Annotated in this window: 15 protein-coding genes and 1 tRNA gene; 13 read left to right on the top strand and 3 right to left on the bottom strand. The window is 47.8% G+C overall.

Going from position 1 to position 16630, the window contains the following annotated elements; translation table 11 throughout:
- The first annotated feature begins 12 nt into the window (after positions 1 to 12).
- Positions 13 to 1434: a DUF4139 domain-containing protein gene (locus QUF61_RS08945; protein ID WP_103922431.1), complete on the top strand. Its 1422-nt coding sequence runs from the start codon at positions 13 to 15 to the stop codon at positions 1432 to 1434.
- A 106-nt stretch (positions 1435 to 1540) separates the two neighbouring features.
- Here QUF61_RS08945 and QUF61_RS08940 read toward each other — a convergent pair whose 3' ends face one another.
- Positions 1541 to 2890, bottom strand: a complete 1350-nt coding sequence (locus tag QUF61_RS08940) for a S41 family peptidase (protein ID WP_103922432.1) — start codon at positions 2888 to 2890, stop codon at positions 1541 to 1543.
- A gap of 358 nt (positions 2891 to 3248) precedes the next feature.
- On the opposite strand from QUF61_RS08940, the gene QUF61_RS08935 reads away from it, so the two are divergent.
- From QUF61_RS08935 to QUF61_RS08905, 7 genes are all read left to right on the top strand, one after another.
- Positions 3249 to 3884, top strand: coding sequence for a Cj0371 family chemotaxis-regulating polar lipoprotein (locus QUF61_RS08935; protein WP_177428697.1), 636 nt, complete (start codon positions 3249 to 3251; stop codon positions 3882 to 3884).
- A 20-nt stretch (positions 3885 to 3904) separates the two neighbouring features.
- Positions 3905 to 5350 (top strand): aminomethyl-transferring glycine dehydrogenase subunit GcvPB, encoded by a 1446-nt coding sequence (gene gcvPB / locus QUF61_RS08930; protein WP_289681375.1) that lies wholly within the window; start codon positions 3905 to 3907, stop codon positions 5348 to 5350.
- Complete coding sequence (locus tag QUF61_RS08925) at positions 5334 to 5720, top strand: diacylglycerol kinase (RefSeq protein ID WP_103922434.1); 387 nt, start codon at positions 5334 to 5336, stop codon at positions 5718 to 5720. Before gcvPB ends, QUF61_RS08925 begins: the two co-directional genes overlap by 17 nt.
- 13 nt (positions 5721 to 5733) lie before the next feature.
- Positions 5734 to 6693: a thioredoxin-disulfide reductase gene (gene trxB, locus QUF61_RS08920; protein ID WP_103922435.1), complete on the top strand. Its 960-nt coding sequence runs from the start codon at positions 5734 to 5736 to the stop codon at positions 6691 to 6693.
- Between the two features lie 5 nt (positions 6694 to 6698).
- Positions 6699 to 7220 (top strand): molybdenum cofactor biosynthesis protein B, encoded by a 522-nt coding sequence (moaB, locus tag QUF61_RS08915; protein ID WP_103922436.1) that lies wholly within the window; start codon positions 6699 to 6701, stop codon positions 7218 to 7220.
- Between the two features lie 83 nt (positions 7221 to 7303).
- Positions 7304 to 7828 (top strand): MotA/TolQ/ExbB proton channel family protein, encoded by a 525-nt coding sequence (locus QUF61_RS08910; protein ID WP_286019595.1) that lies wholly within the window; start codon positions 7304 to 7306, stop codon positions 7826 to 7828.
- 33 nt (positions 7829 to 7861) lie between these two features.
- Positions 7862 to 7938: transfer RNA gene (locus QUF61_RS08905), tRNA-Arg, on the top strand.
- A gap of 88 nt (positions 7939 to 8026) precedes the next feature.
- Here QUF61_RS08905 and QUF61_RS08900 read toward each other — a convergent pair.
- On the bottom strand, positions 8027 to 8194 hold the full coding sequence (locus QUF61_RS08900) for a hypothetical protein (RefSeq protein WP_177428203.1): 168 nt from the start codon (positions 8192 to 8194) through the stop codon (positions 8027 to 8029).
- Positions 8195 to 8245: 51 nt separating this feature from the next.
- Between QUF61_RS08900 and QUF61_RS08895 the strand changes: the two genes are divergently transcribed.
- The gene (locus QUF61_RS08895; protein WP_289681374.1) at positions 8246 to 8374 is read left to right on the top strand and encodes a hypothetical protein; all 129 of its coding nucleotides are present in this window, start codon (positions 8246 to 8248) and stop codon (positions 8372 to 8374) included.
- A 266-nt stretch (positions 8375 to 8640) separates the two neighbouring features.
- Here QUF61_RS08895 and QUF61_RS08890 read toward each other — a convergent pair whose 3' ends face one another.
- Positions 8641 to 9135: a Uma2 family endonuclease gene (locus tag QUF61_RS08890; RefSeq protein ID WP_103922438.1), complete on the bottom strand. Its 495-nt coding sequence runs from the start codon at positions 9133 to 9135 to the stop codon at positions 8641 to 8643.
- Positions 9136 to 9282: 147 nt separating this feature from the next.
- Here QUF61_RS08890 and sucC point away from each other — a divergent pair, with 147 nt between their 5' ends.
- From sucC to QUF61_RS08870, 4 genes are all read left to right on the top strand, one after another.
- Positions 9283 to 10455: an ADP-forming succinate--CoA ligase subunit beta gene (gene sucC, locus QUF61_RS08885; RefSeq protein WP_289681373.1), complete on the top strand. Its 1173-nt coding sequence runs from the start codon at positions 9283 to 9285 to the stop codon at positions 10453 to 10455.
- Entirely contained in the window at positions 10452 to 11324 is an 873-nt protein-coding gene (gene sucD, locus QUF61_RS08880; RefSeq protein ID WP_289681372.1) for a succinate--CoA ligase subunit alpha, read from the top strand. The genes sucC and sucD overlap by 4 nt, the downstream gene beginning before the upstream one ends.
- A 135-nt stretch (positions 11325 to 11459) precedes the next feature.
- Complete coding sequence (gene glnB / locus QUF61_RS08875) at positions 11460 to 11798, top strand: nitrogen regulatory protein P-II (protein WP_103922441.1); 339 nt, start codon at positions 11460 to 11462, stop codon at positions 11796 to 11798.
- A gap of 321 nt (positions 11799 to 12119) precedes the next feature.
- Complete coding sequence (locus tag QUF61_RS08870) at positions 12120 to 16628, top strand: choice-of-anchor D domain-containing protein (RefSeq protein WP_289681371.1); 4509 nt, start codon at positions 12120 to 12122, stop codon at positions 16626 to 16628.
- Positions 16629 to 16630 lie beyond the last annotated feature (2 nt).

The following is a 16630-nucleotide window of genomic DNA, read 5'->3' as shown; positions in this document are numbered from 1 at the left end:
GAGTTATAAACCATGAATATTTTTAAGTCTTGTTTGTTTATCAGCTTGTTATTTAGCAGCTTGAGCGTGTTTGCCAAAAATATTGATTTATCAACCGTACCACCGCGTCAGCAGGTGCAATTAACCATTTATAATGCTGAGGATTTAACCCTGGTGCGGGAAAAGCGCACTTTAAGTTTCAAAAAAGGTAAAAATCCCCTGCAATTTTCCTGGAGTAACACCTTAATTGATCCCTCCTCGGTGGAATTGCGTTTTCTCAACCACGGCGCTGAACTGGAAATTTTAGATATTCGTTTCCCGCACGATAAACCGCAAATGCTGTACTGGCAGATACACAGCGAATATCAAGGTGCAGTTGAATTGGAAATCAGCTATTTCACTTCCGGCATTTCCTGGCAGGCGGATTATCTGGCAATTGCCAATCCTGAAGAAACCACGCTGAATCTGGAAAGTTTTGTACGCATCCGTAATCATTCCGGGGAAGATTATGAAAATGCCCAGGTGCGTCTGGTGGTTGGCACGATTAACCTGGTTGAATCAATTAGCAGTCTGACCAGTAGGCAAACACAAATTAAAGCATCCGGGCGTTATCAGAAAAAAGCACAAAACAAGCGCCGTATGAAACACGCAATACGGGCCTTAAAAACAGAAGCCACGATGGAAATGGCAGATATGGCTGTGCCAGCGGCTATGGCTGCGCCTAAAGAAGTGGCTAAAGAAAGTCTCAGTGAATATTTTTTATACACGATTGAAGGCACGGAAACCATTGCTGACGGCTGGAGCAAGCGCCTGCGCAGCTTTAAAGCGGATGCCGTGCCAATGCAGGTTGAATACCGCTATCGCCCACGCGAATATGGTAATCAACTGGTGCGTTTATATCTGATGAAAAATGACTCGGCCTCTGAACTGGGTAAGACGCCCTTGCCGGAAGGACAGGTTCAGGTTTTCCGGGAAAAAACGCAACAAGGCTTAAACTGGCTGACTGCGCAACACCTGAAATATGTACCGATAGGCGATAAGATTGAATTAAATCTGGGGGTTGACCCGGAAGTACAATTTGAGCTGCGTAAATTAAAAGTCTGGCGCGATGCCTTTTTAATGAAATTACGCGGCCCTAACGTCTACCGTAAACTGGATAGTGGCAAATTACAGTTTGACAGCCGCAGCACTGTCGCGGGTTGGGATAGTCACACCCGTTACAGTCAACAAGTGATTAATTACACGCAACGTCCCATTCAACTCGAAGTACGGCGGCAATATGAGGGTGATGTATTATTTCGCAGCGATCTAAAGCCTACACTGCACGATTTTCGCACTGTGCAATACCAGGCACATATTCCTGTCGGTCAAAAACAGGAATTAACCTATGAAGTGGTCTTACGACAGGGTAAAAATGCACATAAGAATAATGTGACATTAGAGACGCTTAAATAACCTGAGTTATGCTGGTTTCTTTACTGTATTTTTTGTGATGATATTGTTTTGACCAATGCCAGACCTTCCAGGTTTTGAAAACCTGGAAGGTCTTTACTCAGATAAATCAACGCTGGCTGATAATACTCAAGCCTTTTAACAAATTAAGTGCTTCATATAAGACATAATCACGTTTAATTAACGGTATATCTTCATCATCTTTGGCTTTCTGCTTATCAGCTTTATCATCCCCATTTTCACTATCTTTGTTATTTTCAGCTTTTTTATCTTCATCACCTTTTTGCTCTAAATGCCCCCGCAAATCTGATTCAGAAACAATAATGGACTCATCCGGCATTTCCACAGAATCAATTTTAACCCGGTTAACCTGAATATCCGGCTCAATGCCTTCAGCCTGGATAGAACGACCGGAAGGGGTGTAATAACGCGCCGTGGTGATTTTTAAAGCCGCGTTGTTACCAATCGGTTGAATACTCTGTACGGAGCCTTTACCAAAAGTTTTAGTACCTAAAATAATTGCGCGTTTGTGATCCTGCAAAGCCCCGGCAACAATTTCAGAAGCGGAAGCGGAACCGCCATTCACCAGCACCACCATCGGCGCGTCACCCAGCAAATCTTTGGGTTTAGCGTTATAACGCAGCTCGGAATCCTCAATGCGGCCTTCGGTATACACAATTAAACCTTTTTTCAAAAAGGTATCAGAAACGCCCACCGCAGCGCCTAATACACCGCCGGGGTTATCGCGTAAATCCAGCACTAAACCTTTTAAGGAGCCTTCATTGTCTTTTTTCAGCTTATTAATTGCCTTATGTAAATCACTGGCGGTATGATTTTGAAACTGGCTAATGCGGATATAACCATAACCGGTTTCCAACACACGACTTTTAACGCTTTTAACCTGAATCACATCACGGATAATTTCAATTTTTAAGGGTTTTTCAGAACCTTTACGGACAATGGTTAAATTGATTTTAGAACCCGGTTTACCGCGCATGACCTTAACCGCTTCCCGTAGCGTCATGCCCTTTACCGGGGTTTCATTGAGGCGCACAATCAAATCCCCTGATTCAATGCCGGCACGTTTTGCCGGTGTGTCATCAATCGGTGCAACCACGCGCACAAAACCATCTTCCATGTTGACTTCAATGCCCAGACCACCAAATTCACCACTGGTGCCGACTTGTAATTCTTTAAAAGCTTCTTCGTTAAGATAAGAGGAATGTGGGTCCAGACCACTCAACATGCCTTTAATGGCATGTTCGAGCAATTCTTTATCGGATACTTCCTCCACATAATTTTCTTTGATCCGGGTATAAATCTCGGTAAAGGTATGTAAATCTTCCAGCGGTAGTGTGGGAATTTTATGTTCGCGCTCAGCAAAGACGTTATGACCTAATGAGATGAAAATACCTAATAAGGTTCCCAGTAATAATGCGAATATATGACGTGATTGCATCACGGTGTCTCCAATTATTAAAAAATTTCAGGCTATTATATACTTTCAGCATATTGGAATGTGCGGCTTTTTATCATATTTGACCTTGAAGTTTTCATACTTGCCCTGCAAATATGAAAGCTCAAGTTGACAGTCGCTGGTTTAGCAACAGCTTTTTAGCCCTCATTCAGCACTTATCATATGAAAGCTGCTAAAATCTCACGCCATTATTATGAATCGTCCGATATACACTTGTATTAGATATACTATCTGGTGCATCTCTCTGAGAGTTCAAGAGGCTTTGGACAATCGGTAGCAATCAGGCGACTGAAAACACTTGGTTTTCTATTTTTATTATTTTAAGACAAAGGAAATTTAAATGAAATTGACTGCAATATCGCCAAAATTATCGCCTGTTATCATTGCCAGTCTGGGCTTGAGCCTGGGATTGTTATTATCTGGCTGCGGTGAAGGTCAGAATAATCAAAGCCGTAGCGATGACGGGGCAAAAATTGCGGAAAGCGTCAATACGCAGCAGAATTTTTTTCTGGTGATCGAACAAACCGGTGTTCAACCTGATACCTATAAGCTGGTGGAAAAACATCCTTCCACCGGTGCCACCCGTGCGGTTTTGCGCGATATGCAGGGCAATGAAAAAATGCTCAGCGAAGCAGAATTAAAACAGCTTGCGGAAGCTGAAGCGGCTAAAGTAGAGGCAGGTACTTCGCGTTTAACCCAGGAAGGCACGGCTTCTGAATCCTTAGGTCTGGGGGAAACCATTATGGCTAGTGCCGCAGGTGCCTTAATTGGCGGCATGATCGCCAACAAACTGGCAGGGAACAATAATTTCCAGCAGCATCAACAGCAAGCGAACCAAAACGCAGCAGAAGGCAATAAAAAAGCCCTGGCAAATAATCAGAAAACACAGGCGGCTGAAAAAGCAAAAGCCACCAGCAAAAGCCAAAAATCAGGTTCACGCCGTGGCACGCGCCGCAGCCCAAGAAGACGGCGTTAAACAATAAAAAGGTCTTTGATATGCTGATTTTTGAACATAGCAGTCCGGGGCGCAACACAGCTTCCTTGTATCCTGCAAAGCACCAGGATATCAGCGATATTCCCGAAAATTATCTGCGTAAACAGCCAGTCGCTTTACCGGAAGTGTCAGAATTGCAGGTCGTGCGGCACTATACCCGCTTGTCACAGAAAAATTTTTCCATTGACACGCATTTTTATCCGCTGGGTTCCTGCACCATGAAATACAACCCGCGTGCCTGTAACAGTTTAGCGATGCTGCCCGGCTTTTTAAGTCGCCACCCCGCAGCGCCGGACAGTCACAGCCAGGGGATTCTGGCCTGTTTGTATGATTTGCAACAGATTTTGCAAACCGTTACCGGTATGCAAGGGGTGTCGTTGGCACCTGCTGCCGGGGCGCAGGGTGAGTTTGCCGGGGTTGCGATGATCAAAGCTTATCATGACAGTCACGGTGATACCGCGCGCACTGAAATGCTGGTGCCGGATGCCGCGCACGGCACCAATCCCGCATCGGCGGTCATGTGCGGTATGAGCGTACGGGAAATTCCCACCCATGCCAATGGTGATGTTGATATTGACGCGCTACGTCAGGTGGTAGGGCCGCAGACGGCAGGCATCATGCTGACTAATCCTTCAACGCTGGGGGTATTTGATCGTAACATCACTGATATTGCGGCTATCGTACATGAAGCGGGGGGGCTGTTATATTATGACGGTGCCAATCTCAATGCGATTTTAGGCAAGGTGCGCCCTGGTGACATGGGCTTTGATGTGATTCACATGAATCTGCATAAAACTTTTTCCACGCCGCATGGCGGTGGTGGCCCCGGTTCCGGGCCGGTTGGTGTCAGTGCGCGTTTATTACCCTTTTTGCCGATACCGATGGCGGCTTATGATGGTGATGAATATCATTGGCTGACAGAAAAAGACCAACCACAAACAATGGGGCGTTTAGTCAGTTTTGCCGGTAATGTCGGCATAGCATTGCGCGCTTATATTTATGCCCGATTGTTAGGGCGTAAAGGGATGCAGCGGGTGGCAGAATTTTCCAGCTTGAATGCCAATTATTTATTAAAATGTTTAACCCAGGCTGGCTTTGATGCGGCTTTCCCTGAGCGCCGTGCCAGTCATGAATTTATTCTGACCCTGAAGAAACAGGCCAAGGAACAAGGCTGTAGCACCATGGATTATGCCAAGCGTCTGCTGGATAAAGGCTTTCATGCACCCACCACGTATTTTCCCCTGTTGATAGCCGAATGTCTGCTGATTGAACCGACCGAAACTGAAGATAAAGAAACACTGGATGCTTTTGTTGTTGCCATGCAGGAAATTGCACAAGAAGCGGAAAAGCACCCGGAGTTATTACATAACGCACCGTATACACTGCCAGTACGACGTCTGGATGATGTTAAAGCAGCGAAGGAGCTGAATATTGTCTGGCGAACCTGAACCACAAAGAGCCGTAAAGCCGGTTGCTGGCATACAACGCATTATTAATGCTTATGGTTATTCCCTGTCGGGTCTACGACTTGCCTGGCGCAGCGAGGCTGCTTTTCGGGAAGAAGTCGCGCTGCTGTTAGTGGGTTTGCCACTGGGTTTATGGCTGGGTGAAACCCCGATTGAAAAAATTTTGCTCATTGGCGTATTGTTTTTGGTGTTAATCGTAGAATTACTCAATTCCGCCATTGAAGCCATTGTTGATCTCAGCAGTCCACAATATCACCCTCTGGCAAAGCAATCCAAGGATATTGCCTCTGCCGCCGTATTTATTTCATTATTACTGGCGGCAGGCGTATGGCTGACAATTTTATTATTTTAAGGAGAATATTCACATGAGTGACAAGCAACATTGTCAACTTTTAATTCTGGGTTCCGGGCCTGCGGGCTATACCGCTGCGGTTTATGCCGCGCGCGCTAATTTAAAGCCCACCATTATCACCGGCATGGATCAAGGTGGGCAGCTTACCACCACTACCGATGTCGATAACTGGCCGGGAGATTTTGAAGGGGTGCAAGGCCCGGATTTGATGGAACGGATGCGCAAACACGCTGAGCGTTTTGAAACCGAAATTATTTTTGATCACATCAATGAAGTGGATTTGCAAAATCGCCCATTCACCTTAAAAGGTGATTACAAAACTTATACCTGCGATGCGCTGATTATCTGCACCGGCGCATCCGCCCGTTATCTGGGTCTGCCTTCAGAAGAAGCCTTCAAAGGCAAAGGCGTTTCCGCCTGTGCAACCTGTGATGGTTTTTTCTATCGTAACCAGGATGTCGCGGTGATTGGTGGCGGTAACAGCGCCGTTGAAGAAGCCCTGTACCTGTCCAATATTGCCCGTAGTGTGACCGTGGTACATCGCCGCGATCAGTTCCGTGCGGAAAAGATTCTGATTAAGCATATTCAGGAAAAAGCCGAAAGCGGTAATATTAATATTGAATGGAATCATACACTGGATGAAGTCTTAGGCGATCAAAGTGGTGTTACCGGAATGCGTATTAAAAACACCCAGGATGGCAGCAGCAAAGACATTGATTTAATGGGGGTATTTATTGCCATCGGTCATCACCCCAACACTGAAATTTTCAAAGACCAGTTGGAAATGGAAAATGGTTATCTGAAAATTCACGGCGGCACCAATGGCAACACCACTGTAACCAGTATTCCCGGTGTTTTTGCCGCAGGTGATGTGTGTGATCATATTTATCGTCAGGCAATCACTTCTGCCGGTACCGGCTGCATGGCTGCGTTGGATGCGGAAAAATATCTTGATGAGCTGTGTGGGGATTAAGGAATATGAAACAAGAACGCCAATTTATTCCCTTAAATATCGCGGTACTGACGGTTTCAGACAGTCGCACGGAAGAAACCGACAAATCCGGGCAAACCCTGGTGCAACGCCTGACGGATGTTGGGCATAAGCTTGCAGAAAAAGTTATTGTGCCAGATGATGTTTATGACATCCGCGCCGTGGTCTCGCGCTGGATTGCTGATAAGGATATCCAGGTAATTCTCACCACTGGCGGCACCGGCATTACTGGTCGTGATGGTACACCGGAAGCCATCAGCGTATTGCTGGACAAAACCGTTGAAGGTTTTGGTGAAATGTTTCGCACCATCTCCTATCGCGACATCAAAAGCTCCTCTTTGCAATCCCGCGCCCTGTCTGGCGTTGCCAATGGCACTTATGTATTCTGCGTACCTGGCTCTACAGGTGCCTGTCAGACTGCATGGGATGAAATCATCGTGGAACAACTGGATCACCGTACCCGTCCCTGTAATTTAGTTGATATGATGCCGCGCTTACTGGAAGTTTAGTGCGCTACCTTGTTACCATGCTCCGCGTGGTAACGGTAACTTATCTGCTCCGTGGATTCCTTTTTTATACAATGGCTTAAACCATGCCTTATTTTTCTGTAGAACTGGACATATTGCTGGATTTTATGGAACTGGGCGGCGCTGTTTTATGGGTGATTTTCTTCACATCCTTGTTGATGTGGACGCTCATCATTGAACGCTACTGGTTTTTCCATTTCACCTATCCGCGTTATCGCAAACGCTGGCAAACACTGTGGAACGCTCGCAAGGAACATCAATCCTGGTATGCACACCGGGTACGCGAAGGGCTGATTGCGCAAGCTGAAAACGACTTGCGCCTGGTATTACCCATCATAGAAGTCCTCACCCGCATCCTGCCACTATTAGGTTTGCTCGGCACCGTCGTGGGCATGGTCAAAACCTTTGACACCTTAAATTATTTTGGCATGGATAATATTCGCGCCATGATGTCGAGCATTTCCATTGCATTAATTACAACCATGGCAGGATTGCTGACCGCACTTTCCGGCCTATACTTCAGTGCCAATCTCAGCCGCCGGGTGCATGATGAAACCCGCAAAATGGCCGACTTATTAACCTTTGATTGAGTGCTGTACTCCTGCTATACTCCCGCCTGTAGCGTCCTCGTAGCTCATCAGGATAGAGCGACCGCCTCCTAAGTGGTAGGTAACAGGTTCGAGTCCTGTCGAGGACACCATTATTTCATAGCATTCCGCGCATTTTGCTGACCTTAAAAACCATCTTTTAGATATTTTTTCCTATAAAAACGGATGCTTCACAAACCATCAAATGTCCCCCATCCCCTCATCAAAGCATTGCACAATGTCCATTAAAGCATCCATCACCCGCTGGAATATTTTCTTGCGTTGCATCAGCTTCGGTTTGCTTTGCATGGCGGCGAACACGGTTTCGCGCAGTGGTGCCTTGCCGCTGAACAGATATTCGTCAAGCATGGCGTAGACGGCTGCTTCATTATCCCAGGATTTAGGTATGGGCTACGAATAATGGCGTACTTCTCCGTTGGCTACGATGCCTGCGTACTGTACCCCGCGCCGCTGCGTGATTTGCTGATGCCTCTGGCGCTCACGGATTTGTTCCGGGCGCATTGGACAGACCAAATCCACCAGGAATAGATAAACGCCTTATTGAGAAATTGAGAACCGGCAAGCACACCCCTGAGCAACTGGAAAATGTCAAAAATCTCATGGATACCCACGTCCGCGATGCCAAAGTGACTACAGTGCTGTTGAGTTGCTCATTTTTTCCCGCACAGGTGCAGAGATTTTTGAATGGCCTTCAAATTTTTCTCTGCACCCCTGCATCTCTGCGGGAGATATAAAAAATTGTCCAATCAAAAACGGGGGGGATTCGTGAGACCAATGGGAACAAGATCCCCCTTTCATACCAACACCTTGCACCCACATTCCAGCTCAATCTCAACTGGAGAAATCTGGCGTGTGGCACGCTCTTTTCTAACATGCAAAACCAGCAAGGTGAGAGGATCAAAAACAATCACATCTTTCACCCCCTGGGATAAATAAAAAGGTGGGCCAATTTCCAAATCTTTGGCTTCATAACCTTTACTGACGACCTCAATCACCGCTTCCGGAATCAGGGTTAAAGCAGCATCCTGCTCTTCTTCAGTTGGCTCCCGGCAGAATATAGAAATATCCGGGCGTTTTAAGCCATTGGGAAATTGTACATAAACATCCATGACATGAACGCAGTCACAGGGGGCATCCTTGTGAGCTGTCTTGCTGATGCCCTGACAAATACGCTCAATATGTTTCTGATGACGATACAGCGGTTGTGCTTCCCAGATTGGCAGGCCATTGACAATTTCCAGGCGTATACCCAATTCACTTGCCTGGAGCAGCGTTTGTTGTAATGTCATAACATTGTGTTCAGAAATGAATAGAAATTTTATAATACCCGAAACTTGGTACATCTTTATAAAATTCTTTTTAAGCGTGCATAAATCACTGGTGACAACAGTACCTGCCACGATATACTGTTTAACTTTACATCGTATTTGGAACTTATGAATATACACGAATACCAGGCAAAAAAACTGTTTGCCGATTATGCGGTGCCGGTTTCAACCGGTTTGGTCGCCAACAGCGTTGATGAGGCGCTACAACATGCCAATACACTGGGCGGTACGCAGTGGATGGTCAAGGCGCAGGTTCATGCCGGCGGGCGTGGCAAGGCGGGTGGCGTTAAAAAAGTAGCAAGTCTGGAAGCCGTAAAGGAAGCGGCGGGGGCTTTGCTGGGACAACATTTGGTGACTCACCAGACCGATGCGCTGGGTCAACCCATTCACCATGTATTGATTGAAAGCCCCACCGCATTTAAGCGCGAGCTTTATCTGAGCATGGTGGTGGATCGCAGCAGCCAGAAGGTGGCGGTGATTGCTTCCCAGGCAGGCGGTATGGATATTGAAGCGGTTGCCGCAAAAACCCCGGAGCAGGTATTTACGCAATTGATTCACCCTGTCACGGGTATACAGAACTGGCAGGCACAGGAATTGGGTTTTGCTTTGGCTTTGGATAAAAGTCAGCGCCGTCAGTTTAATCAATTATTGAACAACTTATATCGTTTGTTTACAAGTTGTGATTGCAGCCTATTGGAAATCAATCCGCTGGTAATTACCGAGGATGATAAATTGCTGGCACTGGATGCCAAAATTAACCTTGATGAAAGTGCTTTATATCGCCAATCACAACTGGCGCAACTGCGCGATGACAGCCAGACCGATGAAAAAGAGAATATCGCCCATCAGTTTGATTTGAATTATATCGCTTTAGACGGTGATATTGCCTGCATGGTCAATGGCGCAGGACTGGCGATGGCAACCATGGATTTAATCAAGCTGCATGGCGGCGAACCGGCTAATTTTCTGGATGTTGGTGGCGGCACCACCGCTGAGCGGGTGACGGAAGCATTTAAGATTATTTTATCCGATAGCAAAGTCAAAGCCATATTGGTGAATATTTTTGGTGGTATTGTGCGTTGTGATTTAATCGCCGAAGGTATTATCCAGGCTGCGCAGCAAACCGGTATCCAACTGCCGGTGGTGGTGCGTTTGGAAGGCACCAATGTTGAACAGGGTAAGGCGCTGTTAAAAAACAGCGGGCTGGATTTGATTACTGCCGATAATTTAGCCGATGCCGCACAAAAAGCCATTACTGCTGCCAGGGAGAGCGCCGTATGAGTATTTTAATCAATGCCGAAAGCCGGGTGATTTGCCAGGGGTTTACCGGTAAACAAGGCACGTTTCATTCTGAGCAGGCGATTGCTTATGGTACTAACATGGTCGGCGGCGTGACGCCGGGGCGCAAAGGTGAAACCCATTTAGGTTTGCCGGTGTTTAATACCGTCTCTGATGCCGTTACCGAAACTCAGGCTGATGTCAGCATGATTTATGTGCCTGCGCCATTTGCTGCCGATGCGATTTTAGAAGCGGCTCATGCCGGTATCAAGGTTATTGTTTGTATTACCGAAGGCATTCCGGTGCTGGATATGTTAAAAGTGAAAGCGGTGTTAAAAGACTTTCCCGATACCCGTCTGATTGGCCCAAATTGTCCCGGTATTATTACGCCGGGTGCCTGCAAGGTGGGTATCATGCCGGGTTCGATTCATCAGGCTGGCAAAATTGGCATCGTCTCGCGCTCTGGCACTTTGACTTATGAGGCGGTGCATCAGACGACATTGAATGGTTTAGGGCAAAGTACCTGCATTGGCATCGGTGGCGACCCCATACACGGCATGAATTTCATTGATTGTTTGTCACTGTTTGAAGCCGATCCACAAACTGAGGGCGTGGTGCTGGTGGGAGAAATCGGCGGCAGCGCGGAAGAAGAGGCCGCAGCCTATATTCAGGCACAGGTGAGTAAACCTGTTGTTGCCTATATTGCTGGACTGACTGCGCCTCCTGGTAAACGCATGGGCCATGCCGGAGCAATTATCTCCGGCGGCAAAGGCACAGCAGAAGATAAGTTTGCTGCATTAGAGACCGCTGGCGTGCGTTTGGCGCACTCCCCTGCGGAAATTGGGCAACAGATGCTGGCAGCGATGAACTAGGAGGCTGATTTTGACGGGCTTTAGACCTTCCAGGTTTTGGAAACCTGCAAGGTCTGGGAGGCTGTCACAAAGAACAAGAATTATGCGTTATTTCCCATGCGGAGGTGCGTATTTCCATTAACAGGAGAACATGTAATGAAAAAAATTGAAGCAATTATCAAACCGTTCAAAATGGATGATGTGCGTGAAGCTTTGGCCGAAATTGGCATCACCGGCATGACTGTTACTGAAGTCAAAGGTTTTGGTCGTCAGAAAGGGCATACTGAATTATACCGTGGCGCGGAATATGTGGTGGATTTTCTGCCAAAAATTAAAATTGAGTTAATTGTCAGCGCAGATAAGCTGGAGCAGTGCCTGGATACCATTATTGAAGCCGCACACACCGGAAAAATTGGTGATGGTAAGATTTTTGTCAGTGACGTTAGTAAAGTTATTCGCATCCGCACTGGCGAGGCGGATGAAGAAGCTTTATAAGTAATCATAATTATCCTCACCGACTTAAGCTGATTAAGTGAAGGATATTTAAGCTTTGCAATAGAAAATGTGGGTTAATTTTTTCCATTAATAATTTCCTTCCATTGACGGAGTCCTCCCCTCCTCCCCCCCAACTAGGAGGCTGTCCGAAAATAGTAAAATCAATGATTTTGCTATTCTCGGACAATCTCCTGGCAAATATGCCCAACTTAAACTTATATTAAACTCAAATTAAATGGCATATCTATAAAAAATAAACTATAACTATAGATCTGTATTTTATAAAAGTTTCTTATTTGCCGTAATGTAAGGAGATACAGCATGTTATTTCTAAGTTTTAATGCTTTCCCCACTTACCGTGGGAGCATAGATAACACCAGAAGTCTTTTCTGGTTGCGAATACTACTTATATGGTTGTCAGCGTTATTATTGGTCAGCAGTCCTGTTGCAGCAAACCTGACACTTGAGCCTACCGCACATGATTTTGGTACGCTGGAGACGGGGCAGTCCTCGACAGAACAAAACTTTAACTTAGAAAATGGGGGGCAGGGGGCTGTATCACTGGGTGTCATTGATGAGCTTGCCAATGTCACCACCACTATTGATGACTTAGGTAATGTTTCTGCGGTGCATGGTCAGGAATTTAAAGTCACTACCGATAACTGCTCTAATACAGAACTCGCCTCCGGGTCAAGTAATCCATGTAATTTCTCAGTAATTTTTGAACCAACTTCAGTCGGTAGCAAACAACTTAATCTGCCATTATCTTATATAGATGAGTTCGGTAATCCCACTTCGCTTAGCCTGCCTTTGACGGGTTTAGCCATTGCCGCTGGAATCCCTGATATTTCAGCTGAGTCGGCTTCCTTTGATTTTGGTGCAATCAATCTTGGTACAACGTCTCCCAGTCAGTTGCTGAAAATCAACAATATCGGCAATGCACCTCTGGAAATCGGGCAGACTGCCCATGTCAGCAGCGAGTTTAATAGCGTTGATAGAGCATGTACCAATACAACATTGCAAGCGGGCGGTTCCTGCATCATCAAGGCTGCTTTCAAACCGACCTCAGAGGGCGCGAAAAGCGATACGATTTCTATACCTTCCAATGATCCTGATACACCTACACTGGATCTGGCTCTGAGCGGCACGGGCGCTGCCTGGTGTGGCGGTAATTATACGCATCACTTAAATGCCTATCCCAATCCGCTTGATTTTGGTGTGGAACCGGTGGGAGGCAATTATACGCTGTATTACGGGGTTTATTCCTGGACCCAGGGTTGTGATGCACTGGAAATCAATAATATTACCACCACCGGCGCAGATGCCGCTGAATTCAGTATCAACGGTATGCAATGCTACCACGGTCGCTGGCGGGATAACTCCTACTCTTCCTGCTGGTTCCGGGTAAGTTTTACCCCTACAGCAGTGGGCACTAAAGATGCTGCATTTAGTATCGCTTACAGTGCACCAGGTGTTGATCCAGGAACTGTTCCCCTGCAAGCTTCCGCCGTTAATAGTGGCGAACCGGCTATTGCCTTGGTTCCCAGCGCCCTGGATTTTGCTGAAGTCAAGCTCGGCTTTGGCAATGGTCAGTCCAAAAGTGTGACTCTGAGCAACAGCGGTAATGTCAATCTACGTTTGCGGCATGGTTCTTTCTCTCTCAGTGGTGATTCTGCCAGTGATTTTCATGCCCAATCCTGGGGCTGCACCTGGCGCGCGCTGCATCCGGGGCAAAGCTGTCAGGCGGGTGTACGTTTCACTCCGGCAAGTACAGGGGATAAAACTGCGAAACTACTGGTTGCAGCACCTAATACACTGGTTGCAGGAGAATTGCCATTAACTGGCAAGGTTGTGGCACCCGCCAACTGTGCAGATGCCAGCGTAACTATTCAGTCCTCCACTGGAGGAGGCAAGTGGAGCGATACTTCCACTTGGCAAGATACTGCCGGTGCTTCCGCTGGACGCATTCCCGATGTAAATGACGTGGTGCGGATTAATACGGGTGCCTTGGTAGACGTTTCTGCCGCCGGGGTTAAAACGCTATGTGTGCAACAAGGTGCTACGCTACAGAGCGTGGATGTCAACGGTACGCCTATCGAGATTCAGGCCAGTGATTATATTGAAAACCACGGCTCCATTCTGGGTACAGCAGGGAGCGCTGAATTGACCGATTCGCCCTGTACACAAAGTGCTTTGGGCACAGCTCAGTGCGCTTATCCGGGGGCTGATGTGATGCTCAAGTGTGGCGCCAATGTTAAGAGCCACGGCAAGGCGGGGGATACCTGGTGGTATGCCTACAACTCCGGTTGTCCAATCCTCAATACCGGTCTGATTCAAGGTGGTGACGGCGGTACCGGCTCAGCCTATGGCGCGGATGGCGGCAATGCTATCGTGCTGGCGCGTAATCTTACCAATAAGGGGACGATTGCAGCCGGACGTGGTGGTAGTATCTACGGCACCCTCGCAGGTCAAGCCGGACGCGGTGGCGTTACCCAGTTGTGGGGCAAGCTCGGCGGTTCCGGTCATCTCTATAATACCAATGGCGCAAAAGCAATTGCCGGTGATGGTGGCAACTGTAACGCCGCTGCCACGGCTGCACAAAATGGTGGCCCCGGTGGTAATCTATGGCTGGTTTCCCTGCCTAATGTCCACCTCAGTGGCGGTATCCATAAGGCGGGTAAAGGCGGAACCCATTGCACACCTCTGGGTAGTAATGGCAGTGACGGCTGGGTGCGTATCGAGCCTAATGTCATCGATCTCTCCGGCGCGCAGACCCGCATTGAAGGCGGTAACGTAGAAATCTTCGGTGGTGGTGACTGGAATCTGGATCTCAGCGGTGCCAGTGAAGCCTTGTTTAATGTGCCGGGAGACATTGTTCTCAGCGTAGGTGATGGCGGTGCTATCGATCTCAGCGGTGCGGCTAACGGTGTGCTTACAGCTGGTGGTACAGTACGCATTTTTGCGGATACCATTTTGCTGGATGAAGGGCGACAGTTATCTGATGTCATTGAAGCAACCGAGATTATTGTAGCCCCAGCCAAGGTTCTTTACGCGGCCTCTCTCAGTGGTCCACAGGCCATGAGTGGCGAACCGGGTGAAACCCTGACGGTTAACCTGACTCTGAGCAACAACGGTGCGACTGAAGACAGTTACACTCTGACTGTAGTCAACAGTGCTGGCTGGACTCTGGGTCAAATACCGGGTCAAGCACCTGATACCGTGGATGTACCTGCGCTCTCCAGCGTTGATATCGCGGTGGAAGTTACCCTGCCCGCAGCTCATGATCAGAATGCCAGTCTTAGTGTTAGCGCACTCTCTGCTGGTGATACTGAAGTAAATAGCAGTGTTAGCGTGCAGTTGAGCACCAACCCCTCCAATGATGTACCGGGCATGGCTCTCTGTCCTGAAACCGGCGCAGTGAGCGGTGCCTGCAACAATCGTGGTCAGATGTTACGCAATGCCACGCTGGCTGCGGATGCAGAAGTTCAGGGTGGAACCCTGAGCGGCACTGTTAGCAGTCAGGGCATGGTTAATAATGATGTGACTATCCTGGCTGATACCCTGTTAAGTGGCGGTGTGTTATCAGGCAATGTGCGCAACTTCGGCACCCTGGCTGACTTTGAACTGCGTGATGGCAGCATCAGCGGCGGTCTCCTCTCCGGTAATGTAACTGCTGCTGGAACCCGCAGCCTGTTCCGTGATGTGCAACTGCTGGCAAATGCCATACTCAGTGGTGGTATTTTGCAAGGTGATGTCAGTGGTGATGCCACAGCACCAGCGAAATTGACAAATCTGAGTATTACTGATGGCGCGAAACTGGCCAATTTGATTATTGCTGAAAATGTCACCCTGCCAGATGATATAGAATTTGGTAGTGGTGTGCGGTTCCTCAATAAGGCGCTTATCCCGGCTGGTTTTGATCTGTCAAAACTGTTGCCTAAGTTTGCAACTCATGAACTGTTAGGTACGACAGCACTGGAATATCCTGAACGGATGGATTTCACAGTGAAAGTGCTGGAAGGTGACAGCAGTGTACTGGATGCCATCAATGCTATTCCGCTGCTCAAGGATTCAGATATTTTGCTGACTCAGGAAACTGAAGCAGGCTTCTTTGAAATTAGCTTTGCAGGTTTGCAAATCTCACTACAGCCCACTTCTCTGGGTGTGACGGCACAAAGTGGTGGCGTGGAAAATCTGGGGCGTCAAAGCTTCAGGCTCAACACCCTGGATGGTTTGACTGTGGATGTACACCCCGTATTGCAGCAACCTAAAAAATTACAGCAACTACTGGCAGGGGCTAGTTTAGGACTCAAGGTGCTGGATGATGGCAATTTGCAGGTTGGTCACAGTGCAACGCCAGGACTCTGGTTCAGCGTGCGGCCTGACTGGTTATCCGGGCCAATAGGCCCAGCAGGTACGAGTGAACCGGGATTATTATGGCTGATAGCAGATGGTGATGGACAAACCGGCTTGCAGGTACGACTCTCACCATTAGGTACTCTTGCTCTGGCATTGGTATTTAACGATACTGCGGGTAATCTCCGTGAGCAATATATCTACCCGGCTCTGGCAACACCATCAGCCTTAACCACAGCGGCAGAAAGTGTACAGGTTGAACCGCACGGCCTGGTGCGTTTCCGCCTTAATGGTCAGGACTATGCCGGGGTTGCGGATTATACGGTAGATGGTACGGCACGCGGCCTTGGCAATGGTAGTTTGAGTGTGGAAAGTGGAACAGATCTCAATGCTGATGGGCTAGCGGATTTCACGCTGGTGTATCCATCAGGTGAGCGTCAAAACCTGTTTGCGCTGCCGACAATAACACCCTAATA

The organism is Candidatus Venteria ishoeyi, assembly GCF_030378065.1.
Lineage (GTDB): Bacteria > Pseudomonadota > Gammaproteobacteria > Beggiatoales > Beggiatoaceae > Venteria > Venteria ishoeyi.
The sequence above is the reverse complement of the archived record's forward strand: the minus strand, read 5'-3'. Positions and strand labels throughout refer to the sequence as shown.

Bases quoted from the DNA above. Each gene is read 5' to 3' on its own strand.
- QUF61_RS08945 (WP_103922431.1), top strand. From the start codon at position 13: ATGAATATTTTTAAGTCTTGTTTGTTTATCAGCTTGTTATTTAGCAGC.
- QUF61_RS08940 (WP_103922432.1), bottom strand. From the start codon at position 2,890: ATGCAATCACGTCATATATTCGCATTATTACTGGGAACCTTATTAGGT.
- QUF61_RS08935 (WP_177428697.1), top strand. From the start codon at position 3,249: ATGAAATTGACTGCAATATCGCCAAAATTATCGCCTGTTATCATTGCC.
- gcvPB (WP_289681375.1), top strand. From the start codon at position 3,905: ATGCTGATTTTTGAACATAGCAGTCCGGGGCGCAACACAGCTTCCTTG.
- trxB (WP_103922435.1), top strand. From the start codon at position 5,734: ATGAGTGACAAGCAACATTGTCAACTTTTAATTCTGGGTTCCGGGCCT.
- moaB (WP_103922436.1), top strand. From the start codon at position 6,699: ATGAAACAAGAACGCCAATTTATTCCCTTAAATATCGCGGTACTGACG.
- QUF61_RS08910 (WP_286019595.1), top strand. From the start codon at position 7,304: ATGCCTTATTTTTCTGTAGAACTGGACATATTGCTGGATTTTATGGAA.
- QUF61_RS08900 (WP_177428203.1), bottom strand. From the start codon at position 8,194: ATGCTTGACGAATATCTGTTCAGCGGCAAGGCACCACTGCGCGAAACC.
- QUF61_RS08895 (WP_289681374.1), top strand. From the start codon at position 8,246: ATGGCGTACTTCTCCGTTGGCTACGATGCCTGCGTACTGTACCCCGCG.
- QUF61_RS08890 (WP_103922438.1), bottom strand. From the start codon at position 9,135: ATGACATTACAACAAACGCTGCTCCAGGCAAGTGAATTGGGTATACGC.
- sucC (WP_289681373.1), top strand. From the start codon at position 9,283: ATGAATATACACGAATACCAGGCAAAAAAACTGTTTGCCGATTATGCG.
- sucD (WP_289681372.1), top strand. From the start codon at position 10,452: ATGAGTATTTTAATCAATGCCGAAAGCCGGGTGATTTGCCAGGGGTTT.
- glnB (WP_103922441.1), top strand. From the start codon at position 11,460: ATGAAAAAAATTGAAGCAATTATCAAACCGTTCAAAATGGATGATGTG.
- QUF61_RS08870 (WP_289681371.1), top strand. From the start codon at position 12,120: ATGTTATTTCTAAGTTTTAATGCTTTCCCCACTTACCGTGGGAGCATA.